Genomic DNA, 26,519 nt, shown 5'->3' on the forward strand with positions numbered 1-26,519 from the left:
AAAACATGAGAAATAAATACATTGAAGCATTTGAAAACGCTCAAATTGCTAGTAAAAATATTCCTGACTTCCGTGCAGGAGATACATTGCGTGTTGCTACTCGTATTCACGAAGGCGATAAAACTAGAATTCAAAATTTTGAAGGTATTTGTATAGCTAGACGTGGTAGCGGTACTGGCGAAACATTTATCATCAGAAAAATCGGTGCTAACAGTGTTGGTGTTGAGAGAATTTTTCCAATTTTTAGTGACTCAATCGAAGAAATAAAAGTTCTTAGAAAAGGTCGTGTTAGAAGAGCTAAATTATTCTATCTACGTGACCTTCGTGGTAAAGCTGCTAAGATCCGCGAACTTAGAAAATAATTTTACTATCTGTCCTGAAGTCTATTCAGGACTTTTAATCTTCTTTTTAAATTTAATTTTTTAAATATTTTTTTGTTTTTTAATATTAAAAAATCTATTTATTTTATTGTTTTTACCGCTTGGCTATAAAAATTTAAAATATATACTAAATTTATTTATTTTTTACTTCTTCTTATTTGTATACCAAAATAAAAAAATAACACAACAAAGAATTACTCCAAGCATTATTGATACAACTATTATGGTAGCATTTTTAGTTTCATTAAATGGTAAGCCTTGTGTATTCATACCAAAAAAGCCAGTTATCAGATTTAGTGGTAGCATTACAGCTGATATCATTGTCAAAATGTAAATGTTTTGATTGATTTTGTCGTTTTTTATACTTTGTATAAATGTATAAATATCATCGATTCTGCAGGCATATTCATTGGCCATTGTTCTAAAAACATTTGCCTCATGAGTACTATTTTTAAGCTCTTTTTTTAAATTTTGTTGCTCACTTTGGCAAATCGAAAGTGTCTCATAAAAGTGAGATATCTTGTTTTGAAATTTTATAATCTCATATTTTAAAAAGTGATGTCTTTTGATAAATTGATTAAAGTTTTTTCGACTAGCATAAATTTTTTCATACTCATTTAGCTCATCTTGATGTTCTAAAATTTTGTTTGCATATTCATTACATAGTTTTTTAAGAGCCGCTTCAAACTCGTTTTTATCGCATTCGTGATCAAAATCTTCTTTGTAAATTTTGCCATTTTTAAATAAAAATTTATAGCTTTGCTTTTGTGCGAAAGAAACAAGCAAAATATAGTCGCATTCATCGCCATAAAAATATCCACAAACTGAACTTTTATAGCTCATTTTTTACCCTTTTAGCATAAAAATTTTTCTTAAATTTAGTAAATTCGCCTCTTTCTATTGCCTCTCTCATCCCTTTCATTAAATTTAGATAGTAGTGCAGGTTGTGAAGGCTTGCTAGCCTAAAAAATGTGAGCTCCCTCGCCTTAAAAAGGTGATTTAGATAGCCTCTGGAGTAGCGCTTGCAGGTGTAGCACTGGCAAGCCGGGTCGATTGGTGCGTGGTCGTTTATAAATTTAGCTGATTTTATATTTATCTTGCCAAAGCTAGTAAAGAGCGTGCCGTTTCTTGCATTTCTTGTTGGCATAACGCAGTCAAACATATCAACGCCTCGCTCTACGTTTTCCACGAGATCTTCAGGTGTACCAACGCCCATTAGATAACGCGGCCTTAGCTCATCCATAAATGGCATAACCGCCTCAACAGTGTCATACATCGCCTCGTTGCTCTCGCCAACGCTTAGCCCTCCTATCGCAAGGCCATCAAATGGCAGTTCATTTAAAGCTTCGGCGCAAAATTTACGTGCCTCGTAGTCGGTACCACCTTGAACGATGCCAAAGATATTTTGATTTAGCCCAACGCCCTTGCTTTGCATAAATTTATGATAATCAATCGCCTCTTTTGCCCATTTTATCGTTCGTTTTATACTTAGATCGATTCTTTTTGGCTCAGCAGGCAAGGCAACTAGATCATCAAGTATCATCATAATGTCGCTACCTAGATCGTACTGTGTGTCAAGGACGGATCTTGGCGTGAAGTAGTGCGTACTGCCGTCGATATGGCTTTTAAATTTTATCCCGCCATCATCGTTTTTGGTATTTGATCTAAGTGAAAATGCTTGAAATCCACCGCTATCAGTCAAAAATGAACGCTCAAACTTAGAAAATCCATGAAGCCCGCCAAACTCGCGCACGGCCTTGCTACCAGGTCGCAGATACATGTGGTAGGTGTTTGCTAAAATTATCTTTGCGTCTAAAATTTCACTCATATCAAAGGCGTCTAAGCTTTTAACCGCGCCAACCGTGCCAACTGGCATGAAAACTGGGGTTTGTATCACGCTGTGGGCAGTTGTTAGGATACCACGCCTTGCATTTCCATCTTTTTTTATAACTTCAAATTTCATCTAAATCCTTAAATTTTTTGATTTTCTATTTTAACAAAATTTATAATATAATCTAGAAATTTTAAGGCAAAGGAACTTTTTGCAAAAGAAAAATGATGTCATTTTTATAGTGACAAATGGCACTCAGACTATAAAATTTATAGGTGAGTTTAGCTACAAAGACGCAAAAAATTTACAAAGCATTTTAAAAAAAATTCAAAAACTTAATAGCAATGTTAAATTTGATTTTAGTGAGCTAAAAAGCATTGATTATGCTGTTTTGATACTTTTAAGAAATGCGCTAAACGGTAAGAAATTTGAGATCATCACAAATGACGAGAAGATAAAGGCAATGGGCGATTTTTTAAATGATGAAAAGATTGATTTTAACTACATGCCGCCGCACAATAGTCTAAATTTCTTCTCACGACTCGGTGAAAAAATTTGTGAAGGTTTTGTGAATTTAGCTGAGTTTGGCACGTTCTTGGGCGAATTTTTAATAAAAAGCGTAAAAATTTTATTTAATCCAGCCAGCCTTAGATTTAGGGAATTTAGTAACTACATAAAAGATGGCGGCGTAAATGCCGTTTTTATCGTCTCGCTCACCGCTTTTTTGATAGGTGTTGTGCTTGCATATCTTGGTAGCGCGATGCTCGCAAGCTTTGGGGCAAGTATATTTATAGTCGAGATCATGGGGATGCTGACGCTTAGAGAGGTGGCCCCACTCATCGCTGCTATCGTCATCGCAGGCAGGTCGGCTTCTAGCTTTACAGCGCAAATTGGCGCTATGAAGCTAACTGAAGAGATAGATGCGATGAAGACAATGGGCTTTGAGCCATTTAACTTCTTGGTCTTGCCGCGCATCATCGCGATGGTTCTTTGCGTGCCTGTCATCATCTTTATAGCTGATAGCATAAGCATTTTAGGACAGATGATCATTTGCCAAACTATTCTTGATATTAGTTTTAGCGACTATCTCAATAGATTTCGCGAGATGGTCGAGCTTAGGCACTTTGCTGTTGGCATGATAAAGGCTCCATTTTTTGGTGCGGTAATTGCGATCATTGGCTGCATGAGGGGATTTGGTGTGAGTCAAAATGCCCAAAGCCTTGGAGCAATGACAACAGTTAGCGTCGTAAATGCGATATTTTGGGTCATCGCACTTGATGCCTTTTTTGCGATAATTTTTATGTGGCTAAAGATATGAACGAGATAATAGTTGGAAAAAACATAACGACAAGTTATGGCGATAAGATAATGCACGATAATGTGAGCTGGAGCGTAAAAGAGGCAGAAATTTACGGCTTTTTGGGCGGCAGCGGCACTGGTAAAACGACGCTCATGAAGACGATGATATATCTAAAAAAACCTGATAGTGGTGATATAACATTTAATGGTGTCAATATGTGGAAAAGTAGCCAGGAAGAGCAGCAAGAGATTAAATTAAAAAGCGGAACGATGTTTCAATTTGGAGCACTTTATAGCTCGATGACGATCCTTGATAATGTGGGCGTTTTGCTTCATGAATACTCTAAATTTAACAAACGTCAGATCGATGAGATCGCGATGTTTTGGATACAAAAAGTTGGACTTAAAAAAGAGGTTTCTGTGCTTTATCCAAGCGAGCTAAGTGGCGGTATGAAAAAAAGAGCCGCGCTAGCAAGAGCCTTGGTGCTAAGCCCAAGGGTGCTATTTTTAGATGAGCCAAATAGTGGCCTCGATCCAGTTAGCTCACGCCAGATGGATGCACTCATAAAAGAGCTTCGTGATAGCATCGGCGTGACTGTTGTCATGGTGACTCATGATGCTGATAGTATTTTTGATATTTTGGATAGATTTTTGATAATAGATAACAAAAAAATAGCCTTTGAGGGAAATATAAAAGAGCTTGAATATCTTAAAAACAACCCACTTGAAGAACTATTTAAAATGAGGAAAAAGTAGATGGAAAATAGAAATTCTTATACCATTGTTGGCATGTTTTTTATGGCTTGCCTTACAGCATTTGCGATATTTATCTGGTGGATGACTAGCAAAAATAATACAAAGGTTGATTTTAAAGAGTACTACATCCACACGACTGAGCTGCCAAGTGGATTAAAGGTCGATTCTACGGTTAAATTTATCGGTGTGCCAGCTGGAAGTGTTAGTGATATAAATTTTGTCGATGATAAAAATGCTCTTATAAACATCACAATGAAAATTAGAGAAGATCTGCCGATAAAAGCCGATAGCGTGGCAAGTATTGAAGTTCAGGCTATCAGCGGCGTTGCTAGTATAAATATAAGCCGTGGCACAAAAGACTTTACATCAGGTCAAAAGCCTATCTTGCAGCTTGAAGAGAGCCTCTTTTCAAAGCTTGGAAACAACGCTGAAAACATTACTTTAAAAATAAATCAAACACTTGATAAAGTCGATAACTTTTTCTCGCCTGAAAATATCGCTCACGTAGAGTCAGTCCTTAAAAATATCGATAAATTTACACAAGTTTTAACAGACGAAGAGGGACTAAGTGAGGTTGATAGTATCGTTAAAAATGTGAAAAATTTTACAGATACTTTAAACAAAACCGACACAAAAGAACTGGTTAAAAATTTAAACAGACTAATTTCAAATGCAAACCAAGTTTTTGTATCGGCAAATTCGGCTATCACCGGATATAATTCGTTGCAAGAGCTCATCTCTAAAAAGGCCAAAGATGGCGAATACGACCTTAGAAATACGGTTGGGCCGTTATTAAGAGAAGCGAGTGATTTTTTGAATGGATTTGACAAGACACTTCGTGAATTTAGAGGTGCGCTTCAAAGGCTTGAAGATAATCCTTACGAGTTTTTCTTCACAAATCCAGTGCCAAACGACAAAGGAGATAAAAAATGAGAAATTTAATCTTTCTAACGGCTACGCTTTTATTTCTTGGCTGCTCGCTAAAGACGGATGTGCCGCAAGCTACGATGTATGAAATCCACTATTCAAACAAAGAGTGCTCAGCTGAAAACAAGCAAAAAGAGCTAAAAAATGTCTTCATAGAAAACGTAAGCGCCCTTGATATGGTCGATACTAGAAAAATTTTGATCGTAGCTGAAAATAATAAAATCAGATACCTAAGCGATGCTAAATTTGTCTCTGAGCCAAGCGAAATGGTCTATAAATCTCTTGTAAAAGGGCTTTATTCAAATTGCGCTGCAAAGCCGATATTTTCGCCAAATGCAAAAGATCTTAGGCTAAAAGTTAGCATCATCTCACTTCAGATAAGAGGCGACAAGGCCGAAGTTTCACTAGCTTATGAGCTGTTTAATGCAAACACTTCGCTAAAATCTGGCATGATCACGAAAGAAATTTTTTGTCCAGATCCAAGCTCAAGTACTATTTTTGATACGATAAATAAGGCTACAAATTTAGCAATCGATACGCTAATCTCTGAAATAATCTCTTAAATTTTCTTGGCTGTAAATTTTAAATTTATAGCCAAAATAGCTTATTTTAAAGACCTTTTGTTATAATGTGAGCTTTAAAATACGGAGAATTGATGAAGAAAATTTTAATAATCGCAGATGGAACTTTTGCAAGAAATTTTTTAAACAGACTACTTGAAACAAAATCAAATTTACATCACTATATCGTTGTTTCAAGTGAGGATTACAGCCAAAAATCAAATTATGAAAATTTTACATTTTACCAGTTTGATCCAACTAGTCTTTCAAAGCTAAAAAGTATAAGCGATGGCTATTTTAGTCAGTTTTGTATAGTTTGCGATGATAAAAATGAGGCAGTTGCTGTTTATGAAAATTTAAGACAGATCAGCACAAAGACTGAGACTGTTTTTATGAGCTCATGGGAGCTTGATGAAAAATGTAAAGAAATATTTGCAAGCGATAAACACTTAAGCGTGGTTGATATCAGAGATATTGCAGCATCAAGGCTTATGGACTATTTACCAGATTTGCCGGTTTTAGCTGATAATATCGGACTTAGTGAGGGCGAGATCATGGAAGTTAAGGTGCCAATAGGTAGCTCTTATATGTATCGTCACATCAGCTCAGTAGCTCAAAAAAAATGGCGAATAGCCCTCATATATCGAGGCAGCGAGATCATCTTGCCAAAGCCAAATATAATGATACGGCCAAGCGATATACTGCTAATCGTTGGTGATCCAAATGTGCTTCAAAATGTTTACCGCTCGATCAAGCGTGAAAGTGGGCAGTTTCCAAGTCCATTTGGTAGCAACATCTATGTGCTGATCGATATGATCTCAATGGATAAAGAACGTGTTAGCAAGCTCATAAAGGATAGCTTGTATTTGCATTCAAAGCTAAATAATAAACGCCTTTTTTTTAGAGTGATAAATCCAACTTTAGGTGAAAATTTAGATACTTTAAAAGCGATAAAAGAGAAAAATATCATCGTTTTGATGGATTATTTTAATAGCGATAACAAATCTATAAAACATGACGTTTTAAAGCACGATATCGGCCTAATCTTAAGCGATGACAAATACTTTTTTAAATTTAAAAAGCTATTTTATGAGCTAAAACTTCCAGTGCTAAAAACGGGTAAAATTTTGCTCTCAAATATAAAAGAGGGTGTTATACTAGGCGATCAAAGTCAAGAAGTGGAGAATCAATCAGCTGTGATAACAGACTGCTGTGCACAGCTTGATTTGGAGATGAAATTTTACTATTTTGACAATAAACACAGCGACGATGAAGCGTTAAGAGAGCATTTTGAGAGCATTAGCGCACTATTTTCTAAGCGTATAAAGATAGAAAATCACAATCTTAAAAATCCGCTTGTAAAACTAAAAAATACAAAAGATTTGCTCCATTTTGTAATGTTTAGCAAAAGCGTGGCAAATGGTGGGACATTTGCCTTTTTGTCGACGAATTTAAATAGGCTTTATAAAAAATTAAGTCAAAATGCACAGCTTTTTGTGCCAGTAAGTGAGTAAAAAATGCAGATAAATTTAAATCTCAGAGAAAAGGCGTCAGTCTATAAAATTTATATAAATGAGCTTGAAAAGCTTGAGCTAAAAGGCAAGGTTGGCATCGTTACAAACGCTAAAGTAGCGGGGCTTCATCTTGAAAAGCTACTTAGTGTTTTAAAATGCGATGAGAAATTTATCATAAGTGTACCTGACGGCGAAGAGTATAAAAATTTAAAGACGTTAGAGCAAATTTTAGAGCAGCTTTTTGTGAGTAAATTTGATCGCTCATCTACGCTAATCGCCTTTGGCGGTGGCGTCATAAGTGATATGACTGGCTTTGCGGCGAGCATCTATGAAAGGGGGATAAATTTCATAAATATCCCAACCACACTTCTAGCGCAAGTTGATGCAAGTGTGGGCGGAAAAACGGGTGTGAATAACAAATTTGGCAAAAATTTAATAGGCTCATTTTGTCAGCCAAAGGCGGTTTTTTGTGAGATAAATTTCTTAAAGACATTGCCAAAGAGAGAATTTGCAGCTGGTGTGGCTGAGGCTTTAAAAATGGCGATAACTTTTGACAAAGAGATGTTTGATTGGCTAAAGAGTGTAAAATTAGATGATGAAAATTTAGCCAAGCTAGTTGAGAAGTCGATAATTTTAAAAGCAAAAGTGGTTGAACAAGATGAGAAGGAAAAGGGGCTAAGAGCCATCCTAAACTACGGCCACACCTTTGCTCACGTTATAGAAAATGAGACAAATTATAAAGAATTTTTACACGGCGAAGCAGTAGCAATAGGTATGAATATGGCAAATCGCTTAAGCGTAAAACTAGGGCTCATGAGCGAGGCAGAAGCAGAGGATATCAAACAGGTTTTAGTGAAATTTGGCCTTCCAGTAAACTACAAAATAGAAAATGAATATGCATTTTACGAGGCATTTTTTATGGATAAAAAGACAAAAGATGATAAGATAAATTTTATCATTGCAGATAAAATCGGCAGTGCGATCATAAAAAATGACGTCAAAAAAGAAGACGTTTTAAAAATTTTAAGAGAATTTAAATGAAAAAGATCCTAGTTTTAATACTTTTTTGCTTTGCCCTTTACGCTGAGGAGAACATTACTCTTGAGCAAAATGGCTCACAAAATTTACAAAATAATGAGCTTGTAAAAGATATTTCAAATCTAGATAACTCCTTAAAAAACAATATCTGGATCACAAGATATGCTAACTATAACACTTATCAAAGGCTTATTGATGAGCTTGAAAAAAATGAAAATGAACTAAAGAAACTGGACAAAAGCTCAAGAAGAGGCAGCGATATCATAAAAAGAATCCAAACTCTAAAAGAGCAGATAAATTTACTAAAAGAGTATGAAAAAACGCCATTTTCAAATATGCTAGCAGCTCCTGAAATGGATACTCCACCAAGGATAACAAGTCCCGTTGCACTTATATCTGGCTTTTCGTATATCAAGAAGATAAAGAGCGATAAGATCGAGTATCAAAGGCATATAAAAGAGCTTGATACGCTTTTGGAAAAGCTTGAAACAAAAGAAAATTTGCTAAATAGACTAAATTTGATAGAAGAAAATGAGCAAAATAGAGAAAGCCTAAACTTAGTAAAACAAGAAATAGGCGACTTTAAAGCGGCAAAACAGATCGCTGATACAACTTATAATGTCTATGAAAAAAGAGCTGATGAGGCTATAAATTTAACAACCTCTGATATAAAAGCTCAGTTTTTAAGTATGGGCTATACAGCTATCATCATTCTTTTGACGATCGGGCTAACATTTATCGCTAAATTTATCGTTAAAAGAACAATTACCGATAATGAGAGATTTTACACGGTCAATAAATTTTTAAACGTTTTAAATATCACCGTTATCATCATAATCTTACTCTTTTCGTATATCGAAAATGTCACATATCTAGTAACCGTGCTAGGTTTTGCTTCAGCTGGTATTGCCATTGCGATGAAAGATATGTTTATGAGTATGCTTGGCTGGATGGTGATCATGTTTGGCGGCTCTATACATGTGGGTGACAGGATAAGGGTGCTTCATGATGGTAGTGAATTTGTAGGCGATGTGATCGATATCTCTTTGCTTAGGCTGACCGTTTTTGAGGATGTTAGCTACTCGACTTATAAGACAAACCGCCGTGCAGGTAGAATTATCTTTGTGCCAAATAACTATATCTTTACCGATCTCATTGCAAACTATGCTCATTATGGTATGAAGACTGTTTGGGATGGTATAGATATCGTTATAAGCTTTGATAGCAATCATAAAAAAGCTGTGTATCTAGCAAGAAATGTCGTTAAAAAATACTCAAAAGGCTACACTGATATCGCAAAACGTCAAATGAATAAACTAAGAAGTCAATACAGCATCAAAAATCCAAACGTCGAGCCAAGGATTTATACATTTTTTGAGCCTTATGGTATAAATGTCTCATGCTGGTATATGGCAAATTCTTATGCGACTTTGGCTCTTAGAAGTACTATTAGTGCAGAGATAATAGAAGCATTTTTAGCTCAAGATGATATAAAGATCGCTTATCCAACACAAACTATGTTTATAGGCAAAAAAGAAAATCCAAGCGATCACACCGCTCACAGCGAGCAAGAGAGCGAAAATTCTTAATGCAAAAGATATTTTTTAAAACATTTGGGTGTCGCACAAATATCTATGATACCGAGCTTTTAAAAAGCTACATCAAGGACTACGAGATCACAAACGACGAAGAGAGTGCTGATATTGTGGTCATAAACTCGTGCACTGTTACAAATTCTGCTGATAGTGGTGTCAGAAACTACATAAACGGCATAAAAAGGCGTGGGGCGAAGGTGGTGCTGACTGGATGTGGTGCGGTTAGCAAGGGTAAGGAGCTATTTAATAGCGGTATATTTGGCGTGCTTGGAGCTAGTAAAAAGAGTGATCTAAATGAGCTTTTAAAGCAAGAAAAGCCATTTTTTGAGCTTGGAAATTTAAACTCAGTCGATAAAAATATAGTTACAAATTACGAAAATCACACAAAGGCTTTTATAAAAATTCAGGAAGGTTGCAACTTTAACTGCAGCTACTGCATCATCCCTTCAGTGCGTGGCAAGGCTAGAAGCATGGATGAGGCTATGATTTTAAAAGAAGCTAGAATTTTAGCTCAAAACGGATATAATGAGTTTGTTCTAACTGGTACGAATATAGGCAGTTACGGCAAAGATACAAATAGCTCTCTTGGTAAGCTTTTAGCAAACTTGGGTAAAATTTCTGGCATAAGGCGCATTAGACTTGGAAGCATTGAGCCAAGCCAGATAGATGAGAGCTTTAGAGAAATTTTAAAAGAAGAGTGGCTGGAGCGTCATTTGCACATCGCACTTCAGCACACGAGTCAGGCTATGCTAAAGATCATGCGAAGACGAAATAACGCATTTAGTGATTTGGAACTTTTTAATGAGCTTAGCTCACTTGGCTTTGCCCTTGGCACGGACTACATCGTGGGTCATCCTGGTGAGAGTGAGGAGATATGGACAGAGGCTGTGGAAAATTTTAAGAAATTTCCTATCACACATCTGCACGCTTTTGTCTATTCGCCAAGGCGTGATACGCACTCAGCTATACTAAAAAGCGATGTTAGCGGTGATGTGGCAAAAAGTAGGCTAAAAATTTTACAAGGCATTGCTTTGCAAAATAATGAAAATTTTAGAAAAAAGCATAACGGAGCTTTAAAAATTTTAGTCGAGCAAAAAAATGGTGAGTTTTACGAGGGCTTTGATCAGTTTTACAACAAAGCTAAAATTTTAAGCCAAAAAGACATAACAAAAGAGTGGGTGGAGGTAAGCGAATATGAAGTTAAGCCAGATGCCAATTATACAAAAATTTAAATTTAATAAGAAAAATATCCTAATAATCGCAGCTATCGCATTAATCAGCGTGCTGTTATTTGCCGTTAGTAAAGAACCACGAAATATCACATATTCGCAATATATGCAGCTAATGGATGGAAATTTTATAGACCGCGCTGTAATCGATGACGATGAAGTCGTGCTTTATGCACAAAACAATCGTTTTTCTATTATAAAAGATGGCATCGATCTAAAAGAGCTTATTAAAAAAGTGCCTGTTGAAAAGACTAAGCAATACATCACTCCTGGCATGATCTGGGGATTTGTCATCTTTGTCTGCTTTGTGCTTTGGTACGCTTATATCTTTAGAAGTATCAGAAAAAAAGAGGAGAGCTTGCTTAGCAAAAAAGATGGCGCATTTGAGATAGAAAGCGTGCTAAATCAAAACACTATGCCAGTTATCTCAAATGTGAGATTTAGCGATGTGGCAGGCATTAGTGAGGTTAAAAGCGAGCTTAGCGAGATAGTTGATTTTCTAAAAAATCCACAAAAATATAGAAATTTTGGTATCAAAATGCCAAAAGGCGTGCTAATGATCGGCCCTCCAGGCGTTGGTAAGACGCTTGTGGCAAAGGCAGTTGCTGGTGAGGCAAATGTGCCATTTTTTTACCAAAATGGTGCTAGTTTTGTGCAAATTTATGTTGGCATGGGTGCAAAAAGAGTAAGAGAGCTTTTTAGCAAAGCTAAGTCTTATGCTCCGTCTATTATCTTTATCGATGAGATAGATGCTGTTGGAAAGAGCAGGGGTGGTACTAGAAACGACGAGCGAGAAGCCACTCTAAATCAGCTACTAACCGAGATGGATGGCTTTGAGGACAACTCTGGCGTCATCGTAATAGCTGCTACAAATAGGATCGAAATGATCGACGAGGCACTACTTAGATCGGGTCGTTTTGATAGGAGAATTTTTCTTTCGATGCCTGATTTTAACGATAGAGTGGCTATTTTAAATACTTATTTAAAAGATAAAAAATGTGACGTTTCAGCTGAAGATATTGCTAGAATGAGCGTTGGCTTTTCAGGTGCAGCACTTAGCACACTTGTAAATGAAGCTGCGATAAATGCTCTAAGAAATAATGAGAGCGTACTAAAAATAAGAGACTTTGAAGCTGTTTTAAATAAGGTCTTGCTCGGCAAGAAAAAGGTTTTAAGCTACAGCGAGAGCGAGAAAAAAATCCAAGCCGTCTATCAAGGTGCAAAGGCACTTAGTGCTTACTGGTTTGATGTGAAATTTGAAAAAATTTCACTCATTGAAGACCGCTTTATGGCAACCGAGCAAGAGATAGAGTCAAAGTCGCAGATGATATCTCGCATTAAAGTATTAATCTCTGGCATGTGTAAGCTTGAAATAGACGAAAATGATATTTTTTCAAACTCGAGCAATGATCTAAATTTAGCCAAAGAGATCGCATCAAAGATGGTTTATGAGTACGGTATGGGTAGCTCTTTTGTGCCAAATCCAAACGACGTCGAAGAGATCTTAAAACAGGCAAAAGAAGAGATTATGTCCTTTTTGAAAGGCACAAACGAGCAGATCGCAAAGATCAGCTCATATCTGCTGGCCTACGAGAGCGTAGATAAAGAAACACTGGCAAAAATTTTAAACGAAAACTATTAAAGGAGAAAAAGTGAAAGCAAAAATAGGCATACTAACACTCTCAGACCGCGCAAGCGAGGGCACATACGAAGACAAGTCGGGTCCTGCGATCAAAGAGGTGCTTGATAGCTGGATCGTGAGCGAGAGAGAGTACTTTTACGAGGTGATCCCAGATGAGTTTGAGTTGATAAAAGAGAGGCTCGTGCACATGGTAGACGTGCTTGGTTGCGACCTTGTACTAACGACTGGCGGCACTGGGCCAGCAGTGAGAGACGTTACGCCAGAGGCTACTGAGGCAGTTTGCGAGAAGATGATGCCAGGCTTTGGCGAGCTAATGAGAGCTGCAAGCTTGCAATACGTCCCAACAGCGATCCTATCGCGCCAAACAGCAGGTATTAGAGGCCATGCGCTCATTATAAATTTACCAGGACAGCCAAAAGCGATAAAAGAGTGCTTGGAGCCGGTATTTCCAGCGGTGCCATACTGCATTGACTTGATTGAGGGAGCATTTATTGAGACTGATGAAAATGTGATGGAAGTCTTTCGTCCAAAACAAAAGAAAATTTCTTAAATCAGTTTAATTTTAAAGCCACTGCTTTTATGAATAGGCAGTGGCTTTTATTAAAATTTAGTTTTTTATGTGGTAGTTGATTTTAAGCTAGAGATTGGGCTTTATGTAGGTTATATCTCTGATGTTTAGCTGTGTTTGTTGTTTACTTCTTGATGCTTTTATGCTCTTACTATATGTGTTGCCAGACCTTAGCGCTACTTATACTCGATATAAATTGGTTATATCACTAGAAAAATTAGTAAAATTTTATGTATTATTTTATATAAAAATTTAAGCACTATAAGCTAAATTTGCTCGTTTTTACTCTCTGCTATCTTTTTTATAAGCTGCTCTATATCGCCGTTCATTACTAGGCTCATAAAACAAACGCCACTTGCTCCAGCTTTTATAGTCTCTTTGTAGTTTTTACTATTTAGTCCGCCAAGTGCGTAAATTTCTTTATCAAGACTTTTTAGCTCGTTTATAAAATTTACCCCTTTTGGTTCTAAGCCTTCCTTGCAAGAGGTGATAAATATATGAGAAGCTACGAGCACGTCAGCGATAGAGGCTGAAATTTTAGCCTGCTCTAGGTCGTGAGCTGGGGCGTAAATTTTTGCTGTTTTTCTAAATTCATCTAAAAAAACGCTGTGATTTTTAAAAAAATCAAGCTGCGCCGAAGTGAGCCAAAAGTCACTTTTTAGCTTGCAAGCTATGTCAAAAAACTGATTAATGATAAATTTCTTGCGGTGGTTTTCACAAATTTGAGCCACAACCCTGGCAAGATCGTAAAAATCAGCTTCACCAAGCCCCTTTGCACGAAGTAAAATTTCATCCACGCCAGCCTTGCAAAGTAGCTGTATCCTCTTTAAAAAGTCATCGCCCTCATAGCTTTCAAAATTAGCCACGCAGAGAATTTTAAACATAGACATACTCGCTCATCAAAGGCTCTAAACCGTTTGCTTTTATCATAGCTTTGATCTCGTCCACGCTTCTGTCGTCGCTTATCTCAAACTGCTCGTCGCCCTTTTTCTCTTCGCCGTGAGCGCCAATGCTTACTTTTACGCCAGCGCTTATCTTATTTGCGGCGATCTTTATGGCGTTGTCGCGAAATTTCGCCTTTTCTCTAGTTGAGATAGTTATGATGGCTGTTGGCATGAAAATTCTATAAGCGCAGATCACTTGCAAAAGCTCGCACTCGCCCACGTCACGTGGATTGATGCGGTCGTTGTTTATGATAGGGCGAAGCCTTGGGCATGAAAATGCGATCTCAGCGTGCGGATACTTTTTTTGAATGAGGCTTGCATGAAGTGCGGTCGCAAAGGCGTCAAGCCTAAAGTCATCTATGCCAAGAAGTGCTGCAAAACCGACCCCTCTCATACCTCCAAGAAGCGCTCGCTCTTGCGCATTTATGCGGTATGGGAAAATTCTTTTATTGCCGCCAAGGTGGATTTTCTCGTATTTTGTGGGATTATAGGTCTCTTGAAAGACGGTCACGTAGTCCACACCGCTTTTATGAAGCAGAGCGTAGCCGTCTGAATTTAGCGGGTAAATTTCAACCCCAACGACTTTAAAAAATTTCTTTGCCAAAGCGCAGGCATTTGCGATATAAGCGACACTTGAGTTGGTCTCGCTCTCGCCAGTTAGTATTAAAATTTCCTCTAAGCCGCTTTTTGAAATTTCTTTTAGCTCCCTTGTGATCTCTTCATCACTTAGTTTTGCCCTTTTTATTTTATTGTTGGCGTTAAATCCGCAGTAAACGCAGAGATTGTCGCAGTAGTTTGCTATGTAAAGTGGGGTAAAAAGTGTGATATTTGAGCCAAAATTTGCTCTTGTTTTTGCCTGAGCGAGCTGGGCGATCGGCTCTAAAAATGGCGCTGCAGCAGGCGAGAGTAGGGCTTTTAGGTTTTCAAGCGAGCAGTGTTTTGCATTAAGAGCTGCTTTTACGTCAGCTTCGCTGTAAATTTCTGGTTTGTAGCAAGCTCGCTCTTTTAAAATCTTATCCATAATGTCGCTACCAACGTCCTGCATGTGTGGCAGCAGTTTCATGTGATCGGTTCTAGTAAATTTCATCAGTCTAAAAATCCAGTGAGCGGCGATGAGGCGTTTGCGCTTTTGCTCTTTGCACCAAGGCCTGCTAGATAGGCGTTGCGACCAGCGATGATCGCCTCTTTGAAGGCTCTTGCCATGAGCGGGATATTTTTTGATGAGGCGATGGCAGTGTTTGCCATGATCGCAGCCGCTCCCATCTCCATAGCTTCGCACGCTTGCGAAGGCCTGCCAATGCCTGCATCTACGATGATCTGCGTATCAAGCTCGTTTATCAAAATCTCAATGATATCTTTAAAAACTAGCCCTTGGTTTGAGCCGATGGGCGCAGCTAAAGGCATTATGCAGCTTGCTCCTGCACTCAGCATCGCTCTTGCGGCATTTAGATCAGGAAACATATAAGGCATCGGCACAAAGCCGTCATTTGCCAAAGCTTCGCATGCTTTTATCGTCTCAGCGTTGTCTGGAAAGAGAAATTTAGAGTCAGTGATGATCTCAATCTTCACAAGTTCACCACATCCAAGCTCCCGTGCTAGCTGGGCGATGCGAACGGCCTCTTTGGCGTTTCTAGCGCCACTTGTGTTTGGTAAAAGCGTGACGCCCTTTGGGATAAAGTCAAGTATATTTCGCTCTTTACTCTCGTTTATGCGTCTAAGAGCAAGGGTTAAAATTTCTGCCCCAGCCTCGTTTACAGCGGAGTCTATAAGCTCGTGCGAGTACTTGCCAGAGCCAAGGATAAAGCGGCTTTTAAACTCCTTGCCGCCAAGGATCAAACTATCATTTTGCACTTACGCCTCCAAGCCCATAAGTAGTCTAATGGCTAAATTTGCTTGGTGGTTTGCGCAGATTGCAACGCGTGGTGCCATGAGCCCTTGACCGATCTTCGCCTCATTTGTGAGGTCACCGCACAGATAGACATTTTTGGCAAATTTTATGGTTTTTATGAGATTTGAGCTAAAGTGTCCAGCCATGCCAGAAGCGCCGATGATTTTTTTATCTTTTAGGCTAGCTCCTGCTTCGTTTAGTATCATCGCCTTGCCAGCGACGTTATCAAAGGCTTCGCACAAAATTTTACACTCGCCAAAGATGTTTGCCACGTTTTTTTCATCCAAAAATATATCGTGAGTCTCGACCTCGACAAAGGGATTTACGTCATTTATCAGCTCTTTTAGCGCTTGCGTCTTTTGCATGCCGATGTGGCGGACGAAATACTGCTGGCGGTTTAGATTGCTTGGCTCAACGACGTCAAAGTCGGCAAGCACTAGCTTTTTTACGCCAACTCTAGCTAGGCTTAGCGCGATATTTGAGCCAAGGCCGCCAAGTCCAGCCACGCCGATCACCGCTTTACTTAGGGCTAAATTTAGCTCAGGGCTGTTTCGTGAGGCGATCATCGAGCGTAAAATTTCACGCTCAGGCATCACGCCACGCCTTATAAAGACAACATTTGAGCCATCTTTTAGCTCGCTATCTTCTTTTATAGCAAAGCCATCAACGATAAAAATGTCTGGCTTTGTCGCGTTAAATTTCTCTAAAAATTTATAAATTTCACTCTCTTTATCGCCAAGCGCAAGCTCTTTTAGCTCGCCAAGGCTTTTTGCTGGCACTTTAAATTTTGTGCCATTTAAAACTACCTCTATCATTTTCTCCTCATCCACCGCCAACTAAAGTGACGATCTCATAAGCTTTGCCCTCGCTCATGAAGCGCTCACGCCAAAGCTTTTTTGGCAAAATTTCTCCGTCTCGCTCAAGGGCTATAAATTTAAGCTCATAGCCATTTTGAGCTAAAAAATCATAAACATTTATATCGTTTTCAAGCTCGAAGTTTTTGCCATTTACTCTAAATTTGATCATTAAATTTTGTAGCTTTTTACAAAATTTGCGATCCTCTCGATCGCTTTTTTTATGCTCTCGATGTCTGTCGCAAAAGAAATTCTAAAATATCCATCCATACCAAAGCCCACACCTGGCACGGTGGCTACATTTGCCTCTTCAAGCATCTTTTTGCAAAATCTAAGTGAGTCGCCGTCTACGTCTTTGCATTTTACAAATAGATAAAACGCGCCATCAGGCTTAACTACGCTTAGCCCAGGGATAGCATTTATCATCTCAACTGCCACATCGCGTCTTTTTTCATACTCTTTTCTCATGTTTTCGATATCTTCATCTGTTTCGCCAAGAAGCGACGGGATAGCGCCGATTTGCACGATCGAGCTGATGTTACTTGTGCTTTGGCTTTGAAGCTTTTTGATGCCAGCGATGAGCCAGTCCATCGAGCTTGCTATGTAGCCAAATCTCCAGCCAGGCATCGCTCCACACTTGCTTAGGCCGTTTATCGTGACCGTTCTTTTAAAAAGATCCTCGCTTACCGAGGCTACTGCGTGAAATTTCTTGCCATAGATCACTTTTTCATAAATTTCATCGCTTGTGATGATGATATCACTGCCCTTTAAAACCTCTCCAAATGCCGCGATCTCATCTTTTGTATATACAGCTCCAGTTGGGTTTGTCGGGTGATTTAGTGAAAAGACTTTTGTTTTTGGCGTGATCGCTTTTTTTAGCTGCTCGGCTGTGACTTTGAAATTTGTGCTCTCGTCCGCCTCTATAAATACAGGCACACCGCCACAAAATTTAACGATCTCAGGATAACTCACCCAGTATGGAGAAGGGATGATGACCTCATCGCCTGGGTTGATAAGCGCTTGAAATACATTAAAAAGTGAGTGCTTTGCGCCGATATTTGTGACGATTTGATTTGCTTTATAGTCAAGCCCATTATCTCTTTTTAGCTTTGCTCTAATGGCATCAATGACCTCAGGTAGGCCTGGCACTGGCGTGTATTTGCCGCTTTTGCTATCGTTATCAAGTGCGTTTTTTACAGTTTCTCTTATCTTTTTTGGAGTCATAAAGTCAGGCTCACCAGCTGAAAGCGAGATCACGTCGATGCCAGCAGCCTTCATTTCTTTGGCCTTTGTGCTGATCGCGATTGTGATTGATTCGCTCAATGTTTGCATTCTGTTTGCTAGTTGCATTTTCGTCCTTTTTAGTTGATTGTCTTTAAGTAGCTATTATCATTTAAAAATAGATAAAGTTCGCCCAAAATTTGCTTCTTTTGTGTTTCGTTTATCAGAGTTGATTTCTCTAAGCGCTCATTTAGAGTGTCTTGGATCTCATAGATATCGTAGTCCATGTCCTCCATGATATCAAGGATCGACTGGCTCTCTAGTAAATTTGTAATCTTGTAGCCATCACTTGTTATCTCAATCGTAGCTTCTGTTGGATGAGTAAAGAGGTTATGCTTCATGCCGATCACCTCTTGATATGCGCCAACTAGGAAAAATCCCAAGAAATAATCCTCCTTCTCCACATCCACGTCGTGCAAAAGCAGTGGGTTTTTCTCATCGTCATAGCTGATCTCGCCGTCGCTATCGCAGGTGATGTCCCAGATCGAAGCTGGCAAAGTAGGGCGTTCATCAAGCCTATCAAGTGGCATGATAGGGAAATTTTGCTTTAGCCCCCAAAAGTCAGGCAAGCTTTGAAAGATTGAAAAATTTAGTAGGTATCTCTCTTGGACCTCTTTTTGAATTTTGGCCAGATCGCTTGAGTTGCTCTTGTTGCCAAGCATCACGACAGCCTTTTTACTAATTAGCCTTAAAAGCACCTCTGCGTTTGATCTATCTTGAAGATCGACATAGCCTAGATCAAAGAGTGTTAAAACGCTTTCTGTGTGATGGATGGCGTCGTGCAGGTATTCTAGGGCGTTTGAAGGTTTGATTGATTTATAAAGATCGACTAGCTCGGTTATTAAATTTGGATTGTTTTTCTTTAAATTTAGCTTCTCTTCGGTGTATTCTTGAGAAAATAGCTCAAGCACAGGAGCGACCAAAAGTGCGTGAGAAGCGGCGATGTAGCGACCCGACTCTATGAAAATATCTGGCTCGATCTCCTTTTTTTGCTCACTTATGGTTTTAAGCATATAAACAACGTCGTTTGCATATTCGTTTAGTGTGTAGTTTCTGCTGCTTTCTTCTTTAAACTGCGAGTATTCTATCGCAAGACCACCACCTAAATTTATAGCTTTTAAATTTGAGGCACCCATTTTTCTAAGCTCAGCGTAGATGTTACCAGCTTCAATGAGTGCCTTTTTGAGCGGATGGATCTCGCTTATTTGAGAGCCGATGTGAAAGTGTATCATTGTGAAGTTTTCAAGTAAATTTGCCTTTTTTAGCATCTTTACAGCTTCTATCAGCTCGGTTGATGTTAGGCCAAATTTAGAGTGTATGCCACCACTTTTAGCCCAAAGCCCCGATCCTGTCGAGTGTAGTCTTACTCTAAGTCCGATCTTTGGTTTTGGTTTAAAGCGCTCTTTTGCGATGGCGATTATCGCTTCAAGCTCGTTTAAGCCTTCAATCGTTAGTGTGATGTTGTGCCCCATTTCAGCGGCGATAAAGCCTATATTTATCATCTCTTTATCTTTAAAACCATTTACGGTTATGGGAGCTTTTTCGTTATTGTAAGCCATAGTTAAAAGTAACTCAGCCTTACTGCCAGCTTCAAGGCCGTAGTTGTAGGGTTTGCCAAGGCGGACTAAATTTTTTACAAAGCCAGGATATTGATTGACCTTAAGTGGAAATACGGCATTAAAGCTGCCTTTGTAGGCAAATTCTTTCTTTGCTTTTGCAAAGCTTGCGTGGATCTGCTCGATCTGCTTTTGGATAAGATGCGGAAAGCGAAGCAGCAGTGGCCCTCTGTAGCCGTCATCTCTTATCTCTTTTACGATGTCAATGATCGCTGGTTTGCTGGCTGCATTTATACAGACTTTGCCATCTTCTATAACAAAATTTGAATTGCCCCAAATGCTAAGTCCAAAATCATTCATCCCAGCTCCTTTTCAAGCTCATCTAAATTTATCGTTTTTTCGTCTTTGGTCTCTAAATTTTTATACCAAATTTTATTCTCTTTCATCTCGTTTTCGCCCACACAAAGGAAAATTTTCGCCTTTTTTGAGTCGGCATTTTGCAGATGTTTTTGAAGCTTTTTAGCTTCATAAGAAATTTCAACCTGATATTTTTTGCGAAGCTTTGAGCCAAGCGCATAGACAAAGTCTAAATTCGTCGCATCAAGCGCGCAAAGATAAACTCCAGCTCGCTCATCCTCAGCTTCACCTAAAATTTCCATTATCCTCTCAACGCCCATCGCAAATCCAACGCCATAACTTGCTCTACCGCCAAGGTACTCTACGAGCCTGTCGTATCTGCCGCCACCTGCGACTGCACTTTGTGAGCCGATCTCATTGCTAATAAACTCAAACGCCGTCTTGCAGTAGTAGTCTAGCCCACGAACGAGCTTGGTATCTATCTCAAATTTAACGCCATTTGCCGTTAAAATTTCTTGCAGTTTTTCAAAGTCAGCCTGCGCCTCATCGCTTAAGCTATCAGTGATAACTGGGGCATTTTTGTAAATTTCTTGGCAGCTTTCTATCTTACAGTCAAGCACGCGGATAGGGTTTAAGAGCTTGCGTCTTTTGCAATCTTCGCAAATTTTATCGTCATTTTCATCTAGAAATTTGACAAGCTTTGCTTTGTAAGACTTCATCGAGCTCTCGTCGCCAAGCGAGTTAATCTTTAGGGTTGTTTTTATATTTAGCCTATTAAAAATTTCGCTCACCATCAAGATAATGCTCGCATCCTCATAGACGCTGCCCTCGCCAAAGCACTCACAGCCAAACTGATGAAACTCCCTTAAGCGGCCTTTTTGTGGGCGCTCGTAGCGAAACATCGAGCCATGATAAAAGCAGCGTTTTGTCACGTTTGCCCTGTCAAGTTTTGCCTCGATAAAGGCTCTAACCACGCCAGCCGTGCCCTCAGGACGCAAGCAAACATCGTTGCCGCCTTTGTCTTCAAACTGATACATCTCTTTGCCCACGATGTCACTGCTCTCGCCGACACTTCTTTTAAAAAGCGCCGTCTCCTCGAGGTGTGGGGTCAAAATTTGCTCATATCCGTAGTTTTTTGCGACTTCCTCGCAGGTTTTGATTATCTGTGCGTAAAGTTTTGCGCGAGCTGGAAGCATATCTTTCATGCCACGAAGTGCCGTTATCATCGCATTATCCTTTTTTATTTTTTGTGATTTTACTTAAAATTTATAAAATTTTCTATCTCTTTTGAAATTAGCTCTATGCTTTTAGATGCGTCTATAAAAAGCGTTTCAAAGCCATTTTTGATAAGAATTTGCTTCATCAAACTTTGCACTTTTAAAAGATACTCTAGCCCACGAGCCTCGATCTTATCGCTTGTGCCTCTTGCTTTTAAGCGCGTGCTTATAAGCTCACGGCTTGCTTCAAAAAAGATGATCTTGTCTGCAAATTTATCATTTAGTGCAAATTTATTAAGCTCTAAAAGCACGTTTTCATCTAAGTTTTCATCATTTGCCAAAGCGTAGGCGATGCCAGAGATAAAGCCTCTGTCGCTTAAAATGAGCTTACTTAAATTTGGAGCAACCAGCTTTTCAAAATGCTCAGCCCTGTCAGCTAAAAAGAGTAAAATTTCAGCCCTTTTGCCTATTTTTATGCTTGAGCTTAGTAAAATTTCTCGTAAATTTTCACCAAGCTGCGTGCCGCCTGGCTCTTTTGTGACGATGGCATCACTAAATTTAGAAGCTAAAATTTCTATCTGCGTGCTCTTGCCAACGCCGTCAATGCCTTCAAACAAAACATACATTTTAGGCCTTTAAATTTTTTAGAATTTTTGCTGGCACTAGGTTGCTCACATCGCCGTCGTGTCGCAAGACTGAGCGGACGATCGAGCTTGAGATAAAGGCGTTATTTAAGCTTGGCATAAGATAAACCGTCTCAAATTCGTCCCAGAGTGCAGCGTTTGCGTAGCCGATTTGTAGCTCATACTCAAAGTCACTAACCGCACGAAGCCCCCTGATGACGGTGTTTATGCCGTGCGATTTAGCAAAATCAACAAGCAAGTTATCAAAGCCAAGAACGCTTACATTTTTTAGCTCGCAAACTGCCTCTTTTGCCATCTCTATGCGCTTTTCATGTGCGAACATTGGCTGTTTGCTGTCACTTTTTGCAACTGCGACGATTACCTTGTCAAAAATTTTTGTAGCTCTTATGATGACGTCTAAATGGCCGTTTGTTATGGGGTCAAATGTTCCTGGATAGATGCAAGATTTTTTCAAATTTGCCACCTTTTGTAAAGATTATTTTCGATTTTTAAGGCATCAAGCCACTTGCCGATGATAAAATTTTCCATATCATCAAGGCTTTTTATGTCTGCGTAGTAGCCCAAAACTGGCGGCGCGATGATGGCCCCAAGAGATGAGAGCAGCTGCATCTGAGAAAGTGTGATCGTGGAAAACGGCATCTCTCTAACTCCCAAAACTAGCCTTTGTTTCTCTTTTAGTGCGACACTTGCGGCCCTTGTAATGAGCGTGTCGCTTATGCCGTTTGCAACTTTTGCTAGTGTGTTGGTAGAGCAGGGCGCTATGATCATCGCTGATGTGCCAAATGAGCCTGAAGCAGGACCAGCGCTAAGGTCTTGATCATCATAAATTTTTACGCCAAGATCATTTAAATTTAGCTTTAAATTTTCCTCAGCCTCCAAAACCTTCATGGCATTTTTACTAACTATGATATGTGCCTCGCAACTATCTTTGGCGACATTTACTAGCTTTAGAAAAAGTCCAGCCCCACTTGCTCCAGTGGCTGCAAATACTATCTTTTTCATCTTATCACTGCCTTATCTTTGCCTGAAACTGTGGCCTCTAAAATTTTATTATCTTTTGTTCTTATCTTTATCATATCACCTAAATTTCCATCCTCAAGTGCCTTTACTTCAGCTATTATCTTAACGCCATCCTCGCTCAAAACTGCATTTAGCATTTGACCTTTTTTTACTAAGCTTATGGCGTTAAACTGACGCTTGGTTAAAATTTCACCGCTTTTTATCTGCACTTTTGTTATAAGAGCTAAGCTATTTGAGTTAGAAAGTGCATCTTTTGGCCATTTGCCAAACTCAATCATCGTTGGCTGATAGTCAAGCAGGCTTAAAATATGGTTTGTATTCATTGAATTTATTGCTATGAAGGCTGGCATCTTAGCGTTAAAGCTAAATTTAAAATAGATGCTTTTTAGACTCAGATCAACATCCTCAAATGATGCTCTAAATGTACCTTTTTGACTATTTTGATCACCTAAAAAGATATTTTTTAGGACGAGTTCTTTGAAATTTGCTGGAATCTTATTTTGTGGGCTAATACTAAGGTCACTTATGCTGATACCAGGATATTCATCGCTAATCGATCTTAAAAATTGCATTTGAATCTCATCCATGATAGAGCAGTTTTTTACAAAAGCTACGCTTCCGCCGCTTTTGTCTTTATATGTTTTAAAATTTGCTGTTAGAATTTCATAGAGTTTTTTGCTATCTATCTTGGCGGCTCTTTTGCCCTCTAAGTTTAAAATTTCATTGTCTTCGCCATCAAAGCCAAAAGTACTAAGCGAAATTTGATCATTTAGAACGCAATACATTGGATAAATGCTGACTTCATTTGCAAAAAGTTTTGTGGAAAATAAAAAAATGAGTATAAAAAAGATGGAGCGGGAAACGAGATTCGAACTCGCGACCCCAACCTTGGCAAGGTTGTGCTCTACCCCTGAGCTATTCCCGCAGTCAAAATGAAGTCCGCATTCTATCAGATTGTTTTTCATTTGTCAAGATTTTATGGAAGTTTTATAAGAGAAATTTCACTATTTTGCAAAATTTCGCTTTGATCTGGGCTAGTTAAAAACATAAAAGTGCTTTTTAAAATATGATCTATCATGCCAGAGCCGTATTTTCCACCATTTGTTGCTATAAATTTATCATTTTCAATATTTCCAAAAATTGTATTGGTCCTACCTGATTTTACCTTTAAACTTTGTGCATTTATAGCATTTTGCATCACAAAGCAATCCTCTTTTAAAAGAGGCAAAACAAGCATCATCATGCAAACATAAGCTGCCATTGGATTTCCAGGGAGCACAAAGACTAGTTTGCCATCTTTTTCATAAGCCTTGCAAGGTTTGCCAGGTCTTATATCAATATGCGAAAAAATTTCATTGTATCCAAGCTCACTTAGAGCTATTTTCATATAGTCAGCCTCACCAGCACTTGCTCCACCAGAGCAGATAACGATGTCGTAGTTTGCAGTGTTTAAAAATGCCTGTTTGACAGCACTTAGCTCATCTTTTATGATGCCAAGATATGAGCTATCTTGTCCAATAGATCTTAAAAGTACAGCGATGCCAAAGGCATTTGCATTGTAAATTTCATCCTCGCTTGCTCTTTGCCAAGGCTCGATGATCTCGTTTCCACTTGAATAAATTCCAATGCTAGGCTGTTTTTTTACATTTATAAAACTTATGCCCTGTGCTGCTAACATCATTATGCCTCTAGTGTTTAAGACCTCGCCACTTTTTAGCAAAATTTCACCAATCTTTACCTCTTCGCCTTTAAAGCGATACCCATCACCTTTTTTAAGATTATTTGGTGCTTTTATAAAATTTCCATCAACAACACAATCTTCAATCTTTATGATTGTATCAGCACCCTTTGGCATCTTCGCACCAGTCATTATCTTAACGCACTCATTTTTGCCGATGCTTAGCTGCTCTTTATCGCCTGCAAAGGCACTTGCAACTATTTTATATGGCTTATCTTTATCTTCAAATTTCACAGCAAAGCCATCAAGCGCAGAGTTATCAAAACATGGCAAGTCTTTTACCGCCACTACATCATTTGCCAATGTTTTACCAGGAGCCATGCTGATAGGTAAAATTTCACTATCTATTTTTAATTTAAATTTAGATTTAAGCGCATCTAATGCATCATTTAGTAGCATTTTTACTCCTCAAGCCTAATAATATTTGCACCAAGGCCTTGAAATTTCTCTTCTAAATTTTCATATCCTCTATCAAGGTGATAAATTCTATGTACCAAGCTTTCGCCATTTGCTATAAGAGCGGCTAGTATCAGCGCTGAGCTGGCTCTAAGATCTGTCGCCATTACATCGGCTGCATTTAGCTTAGCTGGCGCATAAACGCTTGCAATATGCCCATTTAATTTAATATCCGCTCCCATTCTAGCAAGCTCGCTAACGTGCATAAAGCGGTTTTCAAAAAGTCTCTCATCTATCGTGCTAACGCCATTTGCTGCAAGGCAAAGTGCCATAAATTGAGCTTGCATATCTGTTGGAAAGCCCGGATACTCGGTGGTTCTTATCTCCACTGGTTTTATCTCTTTTGCTGGCAATATCGTGATCTTGTCGCCGTCTACTTCGATACCAAAGCCCATCTCTTCAAATTTATTTAAAATGGCTGTCATATGGGCTGCATTTGCCTTTGTGACTGAAATTTCGCTATTTGTTATAGCTCCAGCACAAAGGTAAGTGCCAGCTTCGATCCTATCAGGGATGACTTCAATATCGCAAATTTCAAGTAATTTTTGACCGCTTCCGGTTATCTTTAGTTCACTTGTGCCGATGCCTTCTATTTTAACGCCACTTTTTGCCAAAATTTCACAAATTTGCACTACTTCAGGCTCAAGTGCGACGTTAAAAAGCTCTGTCGTACCGTAAGCTAGGGCTGCAGCCATGATGATATTTTCGCTGCCAGTTACAGTGATCTTATCAAAAACGATTTTTGCACCTTTTAGTCCATTTGGTGCTGTTGCAATGACGTAGCCTTGCTTTATTTCGATATTTGCGCCCATTTTCTCAAGTGCACTTAGGTGCAGGTCTATTGGTCTTTGTCCGATCGCACAGCCTCCAGGAAGGCTCACTTCGCAGTGGCCAAAACGTGCAAGAAGCGGTCCAAGCGTTAAGATTGATGCTCTCATCTTTCTAACGATGTCATAGTTTGCAGTCGTCGAGCTTACACTGCTTGTGTCTATGCTTAGTGAATTTTTATCTTTAAATTCGCACCTTGCTCCTAGATTAGTTAGCAGTTGGCAAAGCGTTTTTATATCAGCAACATTTGGGATATTTGTTAAATTTACACTTTTTTTTGCGAGTAAGGTTAGGGCGATAATAGGTAGAGCAGCATTTTTAGCACCGCTTATTTTTACTTCGCCACTTAATTTGGCATTTCCTTTTATCTTTAAATAGTGCATCATTGTTTTTTGCC

At 38.9% G+C, this 26,519-nt stretch carries 27 protein-coding genes and 1 tRNA gene; 11 read left to right on the forward strand and 17 right to left on the reverse strand.

What is annotated here, in order from left to right; genetic code table 11:
• The first annotated feature begins 5 nt into the window (after positions 1-5).
• The gene (rplS, locus tag B9N66_RS04290; RefSeq protein ID WP_021090978.1) at positions 6-362 is read left to right on the forward strand and encodes a 50S ribosomal protein L19; all 357 of its coding nucleotides are present in this window, start codon (positions 6-8) and stop codon (positions 360-362) included.
• A gap of 162 nt (positions 363-524) precedes the next feature.
• Here the strand turns inward: rplS and B9N66_RS04295 are convergent, their stop codons facing one another.
• Together B9N66_RS04295 and tgt are read right to left on the reverse strand one after the other, a co-directional pair.
• Complete coding sequence (locus B9N66_RS04295) at positions 525-1,223, reverse strand: CorA family divalent cation transporter (RefSeq protein WP_087580031.1); 699 nt, start codon at positions 1,221-1,223, stop codon at positions 525-527.
• Complete coding sequence (gene tgt, locus B9N66_RS04300) at positions 1,213-2,343, reverse strand: tRNA guanosine(34) transglycosylase Tgt (protein WP_087580032.1); 1,131 nt, start codon at positions 2,341-2,343, stop codon at positions 1,213-1,215. The genes B9N66_RS04295 and tgt overlap by 11 nt, the downstream gene beginning before the upstream one ends.
• Positions 2,344-2,422: 79 nt before the next feature.
• Here tgt and B9N66_RS04305 point away from each other — a divergent pair, with 79 nt between their 5' ends.
• From B9N66_RS04305 to mog, 10 genes are all read left to right on the forward strand, one after another.
• Positions 2,423-3,529 carry an MlaE family ABC transporter permease gene (locus B9N66_RS04305; RefSeq protein ID WP_087580033.1) on the forward strand — a complete coding sequence of 369 codons (1,107 nt, stop codon included), beginning with the start codon at positions 2,423-2,425 and terminating at the stop codon, positions 3,527-3,529.
• Entirely contained in the window at positions 3,526-4,266 is a 741-nt protein-coding gene (locus B9N66_RS04310; RefSeq protein ID WP_087580034.1) for an ABC transporter ATP-binding protein, read from the forward strand. The genes B9N66_RS04305 and B9N66_RS04310 overlap by 4 nt, the downstream gene beginning before the upstream one ends.
• Positions 4,267-5,199, forward strand: coding sequence for an MlaD family protein (locus tag B9N66_RS04315; protein ID WP_087580035.1), 933 nt, complete (start codon positions 4,267-4,269; stop codon positions 5,197-5,199).
• The gene (locus B9N66_RS04320; protein WP_087580036.1) at positions 5,196-5,756 is read left to right on the forward strand and encodes an ABC-type transport auxiliary lipoprotein family protein; all 561 of its coding nucleotides are present in this window, start codon (positions 5,196-5,198) and stop codon (positions 5,754-5,756) included. The genes B9N66_RS04315 and B9N66_RS04320 overlap by 4 nt, the downstream gene beginning before the upstream one ends.
• A 92-nt stretch (positions 5,757-5,848) precedes the next feature.
• Positions 5,849-7,267 carry a COG3400 family protein gene (locus tag B9N66_RS04325; RefSeq protein WP_087580037.1) on the forward strand — a complete coding sequence of 473 codons (1,419 nt, stop codon included), beginning with the start codon at positions 5,849-5,851 and terminating at the stop codon, positions 7,265-7,267.
• Between the two features lie 3 nt (positions 7,268-7,270).
• Complete coding sequence (aroB, locus tag B9N66_RS04330; protein WP_087580038.1) at positions 7,271-8,308, forward strand: 3-dehydroquinate synthase; 1,038 nt, start codon at positions 7,271-7,273, stop codon at positions 8,306-8,308.
• The gene (locus B9N66_RS04335) at positions 8,305-9,894 is read left to right on the forward strand and encodes a mechanosensitive ion channel domain-containing protein (protein WP_087580039.1); all 1,590 of its coding nucleotides are present in this window, start codon (positions 8,305-8,307) and stop codon (positions 9,892-9,894) included. The genes aroB and B9N66_RS04335 overlap by 4 nt, the downstream gene beginning before the upstream one ends.
• The gene (gene mtaB, locus B9N66_RS04340; RefSeq protein WP_087580040.1) at positions 9,894-11,132 is read left to right on the forward strand and encodes a tRNA (N(6)-L-threonylcarbamoyladenosine(37)-C(2))-methylthiotransferase MtaB; all 1,239 of its coding nucleotides are present in this window, start codon (positions 9,894-9,896) and stop codon (positions 11,130-11,132) included. Before B9N66_RS04335 ends, mtaB begins: the two co-directional genes overlap by 1 nt.
• Positions 11,095-12,771 carry an ATP-dependent metallopeptidase FtsH/Yme1/Tma family protein gene (locus B9N66_RS04345; RefSeq protein ID WP_087580041.1) on the forward strand — a complete coding sequence of 559 codons (1,677 nt, stop codon included), beginning with the start codon at positions 11,095-11,097 and terminating at the stop codon, positions 12,769-12,771. Before mtaB ends, B9N66_RS04345 begins: the two co-directional genes overlap by 38 nt.
• Before the next feature lie 10 nt (positions 12,772-12,781).
• Positions 12,782-13,321 carry a molybdopterin adenylyltransferase gene (mog, locus tag B9N66_RS04350; RefSeq protein WP_087580042.1) on the forward strand — a complete coding sequence of 180 codons (540 nt, stop codon included), beginning with the start codon at positions 12,782-12,784 and terminating at the stop codon, positions 13,319-13,321.
• A 284-nt stretch (positions 13,322-13,605) separates the two neighbouring features.
• Here the strand turns inward: mog and B9N66_RS04355 are convergent, their stop codons facing one another.
• The 15 genes from B9N66_RS04355 to murA form a co-directional block, all read right to left on the reverse strand.
• Positions 13,606-14,223 carry a thiamine phosphate synthase gene (locus B9N66_RS04355; RefSeq protein ID WP_087580043.1) on the reverse strand — a complete coding sequence of 206 codons (618 nt, stop codon included), beginning with the start codon at positions 14,221-14,223 and terminating at the stop codon, positions 13,606-13,608.
• On the reverse strand, positions 14,216-15,370 hold the full coding sequence (gene thiH, locus B9N66_RS04360; RefSeq protein WP_087580044.1) for a 2-iminoacetate synthase ThiH: 1,155 nt from the start codon (positions 15,368-15,370) through the stop codon (positions 14,216-14,218). The genes B9N66_RS04355 and thiH overlap by 8 nt, the downstream gene beginning before the upstream one ends.
• Complete coding sequence (locus B9N66_RS04365) at positions 15,370-16,134, reverse strand: thiazole synthase (protein ID WP_087580045.1); 765 nt, start codon at positions 16,132-16,134, stop codon at positions 15,370-15,372. The genes thiH and B9N66_RS04365 overlap by 1 nt, the downstream gene beginning before the upstream one ends.
• Entirely contained in the window at positions 16,135-16,986 is an 852-nt protein-coding gene (gene thiF / locus B9N66_RS04370) for a sulfur carrier protein ThiS adenylyltransferase ThiF (protein WP_087580046.1), read from the reverse strand.
• Positions 16,987-16,993: 7 nt separating this feature from the next.
• Complete coding sequence (thiS, locus tag B9N66_RS04375) at positions 16,994-17,197, reverse strand: sulfur carrier protein ThiS (RefSeq protein ID WP_054196599.1); 204 nt, start codon at positions 17,195-17,197, stop codon at positions 16,994-16,996.
• Positions 17,197-18,375, reverse strand: a complete 1,179-nt coding sequence (locus B9N66_RS04380) for a pyridoxal phosphate-dependent aminotransferase (RefSeq protein WP_087580047.1) — start codon at positions 18,373-18,375, stop codon at positions 17,197-17,199. The genes thiS and B9N66_RS04380 overlap by 1 nt, the downstream gene beginning before the upstream one ends.
• Before the next feature lie 11 nt (positions 18,376-18,386).
• Positions 18,387-20,222, reverse strand: coding sequence for a biosynthetic arginine decarboxylase (speA, locus tag B9N66_RS04385; RefSeq protein ID WP_087580048.1), 1,836 nt, complete (start codon positions 20,220-20,222; stop codon positions 18,387-18,389).
• Positions 20,219-21,445 carry a histidine--tRNA ligase gene (hisS, locus tag B9N66_RS04390; RefSeq protein ID WP_087580049.1) on the reverse strand — a complete coding sequence of 409 codons (1,227 nt, stop codon included), beginning with the start codon at positions 21,443-21,445 and terminating at the stop codon, positions 20,219-20,221. Before hisS ends, speA begins: the two co-directional genes overlap by 4 nt.
• Before the next feature lie 29 nt (positions 21,446-21,474).
• A complete protein-coding gene (gene tmk, locus B9N66_RS04395) occupies positions 21,475-22,062 on the reverse strand; it encodes a dTMP kinase (RefSeq protein ID WP_087580050.1) in 588 nt (195 codons plus the stop codon).
• A gap of 1 nt (position 22,063) precedes the next feature.
• A complete protein-coding gene (coaD, locus tag B9N66_RS04400; RefSeq protein ID WP_012001782.1) occupies positions 22,064-22,534 on the reverse strand; it encodes a pantetheine-phosphate adenylyltransferase in 471 nt (156 codons plus the stop codon).
• Positions 22,531-23,082, reverse strand: coding sequence for a UbiX family flavin prenyltransferase (locus tag B9N66_RS04405; protein ID WP_087580051.1), 552 nt, complete (start codon positions 23,080-23,082; stop codon positions 22,531-22,533). The genes coaD and B9N66_RS04405 overlap by 4 nt, the downstream gene beginning before the upstream one ends.
• Entirely contained in the window at positions 23,079-23,885 is an 807-nt protein-coding gene (gene flgA / locus B9N66_RS04410) for a flagellar basal body P-ring formation chaperone FlgA (protein ID WP_087580052.1), read from the reverse strand. Before flgA ends, B9N66_RS04405 begins: the two co-directional genes overlap by 4 nt.
• Before the next feature lie 65 nt (positions 23,886-23,950).
• Positions 23,951-24,025, reverse strand: a tRNA-Gly gene (locus tag B9N66_RS04415).
• A gap of 51 nt (positions 24,026-24,076) precedes the next feature.
• The gene (locus B9N66_RS04420; RefSeq protein WP_087580053.1) at positions 24,077-25,237 is read right to left on the reverse strand and encodes a molybdopterin molybdotransferase MoeA; all 1,161 of its coding nucleotides are present in this window, start codon (positions 25,235-25,237) and stop codon (positions 24,077-24,079) included.
• A 2-nt stretch (positions 25,238-25,239) separates the two neighbouring features.
• Entirely contained in the window at positions 25,240-26,508 is a 1,269-nt protein-coding gene (gene murA / locus B9N66_RS04425; protein ID WP_087580054.1) for a UDP-N-acetylglucosamine 1-carboxyvinyltransferase, read from the reverse strand.
• Positions 26,509-26,519 lie beyond the last annotated feature (11 nt).

It is taken from the genome of Campylobacter concisus (genome assembly GCF_002165775.1).
GTDB lineage: Bacteria > Campylobacterota > Campylobacteria > Campylobacterales > Campylobacteraceae > Campylobacter_A > Campylobacter_A concisus_E.

Bases quoted from the DNA above. Each gene is read 5' to 3' on its own strand.
- B9N66_RS04295 (WP_087580031.1), bottom strand. From the start codon at position 1,223: ATGAGCTATAAAAGTTCAGTTTGTGGATATTTTTATGGCGATGAATGC.
- thiF (WP_087580046.1), bottom strand. From the start codon at position 16,986: ATGATAGAGGTAGTTTTAAATGGCACAAAATTTAAAGTGCCAGCAAAA.
- murA (WP_087580054.1), bottom strand. From the start codon at position 26,508: ATGATGCACTATTTAAAGATAAAAGGAAATGCCAAATTAAGTGGCGAA.
- B9N66_RS04355 (WP_087580043.1), bottom strand. From the start codon at position 14,223: ATGTTTAAAATTCTCTGCGTGGCTAATTTTGAAAGCTATGAGGGCGAT.
- tgt (WP_087580032.1), bottom strand. From the start codon at position 2,343: ATGAAATTTGAAGTTATAAAAAAAGATGGAAATGCAAGGCGTGGTATC.
- mtaB (WP_087580040.1), top strand. From the start codon at position 9,894: ATGCAAAAGATATTTTTTAAAACATTTGGGTGTCGCACAAATATCTAT.
- B9N66_RS04315 (WP_087580035.1), top strand. From the start codon at position 4,267: ATGGAAAATAGAAATTCTTATACCATTGTTGGCATGTTTTTTATGGCT.
- thiH (WP_087580044.1), bottom strand. From the start codon at position 15,370: ATGAAATTTACTAGAACCGATCACATGAAACTGCTGCCACACATGCAG.
- thiS (WP_054196599.1), bottom strand. From the start codon at position 17,197: ATGATCAAATTTAGAGTAAATGGCAAAAACTTCGAGCTTGAAAACGAT.
- aroB (WP_087580038.1), top strand. From the start codon at position 7,271: ATGCAGATAAATTTAAATCTCAGAGAAAAGGCGTCAGTCTATAAAATT.
- B9N66_RS04310 (WP_087580034.1), top strand. From the start codon at position 3,526: ATGAACGAGATAATAGTTGGAAAAAACATAACGACAAGTTATGGCGAT.
- B9N66_RS04380 (WP_087580047.1), bottom strand. From the start codon at position 18,375: ATGCAACTAGCAAACAGAATGCAAACATTGAGCGAATCAATCACAATC.
- rplS (WP_021090978.1), top strand. From the start codon at position 6: ATGAGAAATAAATACATTGAAGCATTTGAAAACGCTCAAATTGCTAGT.
- B9N66_RS04335 (WP_087580039.1), top strand. From the start codon at position 8,305: ATGAAAAAGATCCTAGTTTTAATACTTTTTTGCTTTGCCCTTTACGCT.
- flgA (WP_087580052.1), bottom strand. From the start codon at position 23,885: ATGTATTGCGTTCTAAATGATCAAATTTCGCTTAGTACTTTTGGCTTT.
- B9N66_RS04405 (WP_087580051.1), bottom strand. From the start codon at position 23,082: ATGAAAAAGATAGTATTTGCAGCCACTGGAGCAAGTGGGGCTGGACTT.
- B9N66_RS04320 (WP_087580036.1), top strand. From the start codon at position 5,196: ATGAGAAATTTAATCTTTCTAACGGCTACGCTTTTATTTCTTGGCTGC.
- tmk (WP_087580050.1), bottom strand. From the start codon at position 22,062: ATGTATGTTTTGTTTGAAGGCATTGACGGCGTTGGCAAGAGCACGCAG.
- speA (WP_087580048.1), bottom strand. From the start codon at position 20,222: ATGAATGATTTTGGACTTAGCATTTGGGGCAATTCAAATTTTGTTATA.
- hisS (WP_087580049.1), bottom strand. From the start codon at position 21,445: ATGATAACGGCACTTCGTGGCATGAAAGATATGCTTCCAGCTCGCGCA.
- B9N66_RS04345 (WP_087580041.1), top strand. From the start codon at position 11,095: ATGAAGTTAAGCCAGATGCCAATTATACAAAAATTTAAATTTAATAAG.
- B9N66_RS04325 (WP_087580037.1), top strand. From the start codon at position 5,849: ATGAAGAAAATTTTAATAATCGCAGATGGAACTTTTGCAAGAAATTTT.
- B9N66_RS04420 (WP_087580053.1), bottom strand. From the start codon at position 25,237: ATGCTACTAAATGATGCATTAGATGCGCTTAAATCTAAATTTAAATTA.